General features: G+C 70.2%; 5 protein-coding genes and 2 tRNA genes. 6 read left to right on the top strand and 1 reads right to left on the bottom strand.

The features are described 5' to 3' along the window. Positions 1 to 263 precede the first annotated feature (263 nt). The 6 genes from rsfS (at position 264) to AB0M26_RS31595 (ending at position 2,555) form a co-directional block, all read left to right on the top strand. Complete coding sequence (gene rsfS, locus AB0M26_RS31620; RefSeq protein ID WP_365266407.1) at positions 264 to 701, top strand: ribosome silencing factor; 438 nt, start codon at positions 264 to 266, stop codon at positions 699 to 701. Beyond that, positions 698 to 1,348: a histidine phosphatase family protein gene (locus AB0M26_RS31615; RefSeq protein WP_365266410.1), complete on the top strand. Its 651-nt coding sequence runs from the start codon at positions 698 to 700 to the stop codon at positions 1,346 to 1,348. Before rsfS ends, AB0M26_RS31615 begins: the two co-directional genes overlap by 4 nt. Positions 1,349 to 1,516: 168 nt before the next feature. Next, positions 1,517 to 1,589 (top strand) — tRNA-Ala (locus AB0M26_RS31610). 260 nt (positions 1,590 to 1,849) lie between these two features. Further along, positions 1,850 to 2,011 (top strand): hypothetical protein, encoded by a 162-nt coding sequence (locus AB0M26_RS31605; RefSeq protein WP_365266404.1) that lies wholly within the window; start codon positions 1,850 to 1,852, stop codon positions 2,009 to 2,011. Positions 2,012 to 2,014: 3 nt separating this feature from the next. Further along, complete coding sequence (locus AB0M26_RS31600; protein ID WP_365266402.1) at positions 2,015 to 2,248, top strand: hypothetical protein; 234 nt, start codon at positions 2,015 to 2,017, stop codon at positions 2,246 to 2,248. A gap of 234 nt (positions 2,249 to 2,482) precedes the next feature. Beyond that, a tRNA-Ala gene (locus tag AB0M26_RS31595) sits at positions 2,483 to 2,555 on the top strand. 207 nt (positions 2,556 to 2,762) lie between these two features. Here the strand turns inward: AB0M26_RS31595 and AB0M26_RS31590 are convergent. Beyond that, positions 2,763 to 3,219 (bottom strand): ferredoxin (locus AB0M26_RS31590; protein ID WP_365266399.1); only part of this gene is annotated, 457 nt, incomplete at its 5' end.

Raw genomic sequence — 3,219 nt, 5'->3', positions numbered from 1 at the left:
AGCTACCTTGCCGGCCTACACCTCCGCGCCTCGATGATCTGGATCAAGGACCTCACGCGAGCCGCCCCTTGATCACGACCAAATACGCTCCCTAGTGGGCGGGCGGGTAGGTGGGCGTCCGCGGACGCCCACCGGAACACCCAGGCGCCGCCACACGTGCCCGTGGCCCGGCCTCCGCAAGGGAGGCGGGGAAAGCCGGTCGGCGCTGTCGGTGGGGCGTGAGACCCTTGAGAGGTACTCGCCCCCGACCGGAAAGCTCCCTCGTGACCGCCACTGACCGCTCCATCGAGCTGATCAACCTCGCCGCCCAGGCGGCTGCGGACAAGCTCGCGCACGACATCATCGCGTACGACGTCAGCGACGTTCTGTCGATCACCGACGCCTTCCTTCTGGCCTCTGCGCCCAGCGACCGCCAGGTCAAGTCGATCGTCGACGAGGTCGAGGAGCGGCTGCAGAAGGAGCTGGGAGCCAAGCCCGTCCGCCGCGAGGGCGACCGCGAGGCCCGCTGGGTCCTGCTCGACTACGTGGACATCGTGGTGCATGTGCAGCACAGCGAGGAGCGGGTGTTCTACGCGCTGGAGCGGCTGTGGAAGGACTGCCCGCGGATGGAGCTGCCCGAGGACGCCGCCGACACCCAGGGCCGGGCGGAGGAGTACGCGAAGCGGCAGGCCGCCGACGATCTGAACGGTGACCTCCGCTGAGCGGCTCGAAGGGCCGCGGCCGCCGCGTGGTGCTGTGGCGGCACGGCCAGACCGCCTGGAATCTGGAGCGCAGGTTCCAGGGCTCAACGGACATCGAACTCACCAAGACCGGCCTTGCACAGGCGCGCCGGGCCGCCCGCCTGCTGGCCGGACTGAAGCCGGACGCGATCGTCTCCTCCGACCTGAAGCGCGCGACCGCCACGGCAGCCGAGCTGGCCGCGGTCACGCGCCTGGACGTTACGCACCACGGGGGCCTGCGTGAGACCTACGCCGGCAACTGGCAGGGCCTCACCCACGAGGAGATCGTCGAGAAGTACGGCGAGCAGTACGCGGCCTGGAAGCGGGGCGAGCCCGTACGGCGCGGCGGTGGCGAGCTGGAGACCGAGGTGGCGGAGCGCGCGGCCCCGGTCGTCGAGGGCCATGTGAACAAGCTGCCCGACGGGGGCACGCTCGTCGTCGTCAGCCACGGCGGCACGATCCGCACCACCATCGGCAAGCTGCTGGGCCTCGATCCGCGGAGCTGGGAGGCGCTCGGCGGCCTCTCCAACTGCTCCTGGTCCGTGCTGGGTGAGGGCGTGCGCGGCTGGCGGCTGATGGAGCACAACGCGGGTTCGCTGCCGGAGCCCGTGCTCGGCGACGACGACTGAGTCCGGCGGGCCCCGGCGGCGGGCCTCCGCCGGCGATCCCGGTGACCGGGGCGCCGGGCTCGTAAGGCGGCGAGGACGGTGTCCGGCGGCCGTGGAACGGATTTCCTTTTCCGGCCGGTCACCGGTTAAGCTTCTTCTCGTCTCCGGCGCTCCGGCGCCGAGAAGTGCGGGGCTATAGCTCAGTTGGTAGAGCGCTTGCATGGCATGCAAGAGGTCAGGAGTTCAATTCTCCTTAGCTCCACAGCCGTAAGATCCCGTCCCTGTCGAGGGCGGGATCTTTTTGTCTTCCGTGCCGTTCGCCGTTCACCCGTGGACTCACCGTCCATATCGGGCAGTTGACGCCTTCGGGCAGGTCATGACCGGGGTTCGGGCCCACGACCTGCCGTGACGGTGCTCCACCTCTCGTGCGGTGGCGGCGAAGCCGCGCCGAGATGAGCCGGGCCACTGACCCCGGCGCCGTCCCCGTGGCAGAATCAAACGGCCGGAACGGGAGGAGCGCGCATGCCGACGAGCATTCTCGAGGAGGTCGACGATCTACTCGATATTGCCGAGGCGACGCTTCTCGAGTGCCCGTCCTGCGGTTCGGCCCATGTCGCGCAGGTTCTCGGCGACAACGGCGGTATTTCGTACGTCTGCACGGCCTGCGGCCACAGCTGGAGCTGACTGATGGGGGCACACAGGCGGAAGTGCGACTGGTGCGGCAAGGGGACGCCCATCGTCCGTGACATGGAGCCCCTCAACCCCGACTACCAGTACTGGTGCGAGGAGTGCGCGCGGGCGCTGATCATAAAGGGCGACCCGATCGAGACGTACCGCGAGCTCGAGGGTGAACCGATCTACGGGCGCCTGCTCGACGAGCACTGCACGCTCAAGCGCTTCTACTCCTTCGTCACGGCCTGATGCCCCGGGGCCCGCGGGCCGGAGGTGTCACCGCGGTCCTCAGGGGCCCGCTGCGGCACCGTCCGCTGCCGCCCCGCCCCACGGGCCGGCGTCAGGCGTCCCACGCCCGTACACCCGCCCTCGGCGCGCTCCACGGACCGCATGCCCGGACCGTGCCGATACGGATTTGGCGGAAGGCCGGGGGAGCCGTGTAAAGTTGGCGGAGCCGTCCGGGGCACCGGGCGGAGCAGACCTGGGGCTATAGCTCAGTTGGTAGAGCGCTTGCATGGCATGCAAGAGGTCAGGAGTTCAATTCTCCTTAGCTCCACAGGAACGCGAGCGGGCCGTCCGACGAGACGGCCCGCTTTTCCTTTTGTCCGGAACCGGGCGATCCGCGGGCCCGAATCGGTTCATCCGTACCGGGACCGGCGCAGTCCTCTGTGACGCGGCCCCCGGGTCGCGGCCCCGGTTCTCCCGGGCAGATGCGCGAGAGGAACCGGGGCCGCCGGCCGGTGCTGGCGGAGGTGATCGTCGATCAGCCACGGCCGCGGGGGAGTGCCCTCCTGGTCGCGGTCGCTATCTGCTCCAGGGGTGCTGCCTCGAGCCGCAGTGCCAGCGCGGGGCACCGGCGTACGGCGCGTTGCGCACTCCCCCTCAGATGCATGGGGACGGACGCGTCCGCCAGTGCCGGGTAGCCGTCGGGTCCGAGCCGGATGAGCTCCGGCACCAGCTCCGCACAGACCCCGTGGCCCTCGCACAGCGTCCAGTCCACGGCCAGCTTCTCGCCGCTGGGGATCCCCTCCTCCTCGTAGCCGGGGACGGGCAGCGGCAGCAGGCCGTGCGTGGGCCGTCCGCAGCCGCCCCCCAGCACGTGCGCGGCGAGGTCGTCGGTGAATACCTGCAGTGCGGACTGGATGAAGCGCACGGATCCGTCCGGATGCTGGCAGGCACCGCGGCCGCGCACGGCCTGAGTGACCTGCCGTACGGCCTCC

The sequence above is a fragment of the Streptomyces sp. NPDC051776 genome (genome assembly GCF_040681345.1).
In the GTDB taxonomy this organism is placed as follows: domain Bacteria; phylum Actinomycetota; class Actinomycetes; order Streptomycetales; family Streptomycetaceae; genus Streptomyces.
Note: the sequence above shows the minus strand (reverse complement) of the source record. Positions and strands in the feature narration are given on the sequence as shown.

Coding starts and splice junctions, on each gene's coding strand:
- AB0M26_RS31600 (WP_365266402.1), top strand. CDS start 2,015: ATGGGGGCACACAGGCGGAAGTGCGACTGGTGCGGCAAGGGGACGCCC.
- AB0M26_RS31605 (WP_365266404.1), top strand. CDS start 1,850: ATGCCGACGAGCATTCTCGAGGAGGTCGACGATCTACTCGATATTGCC.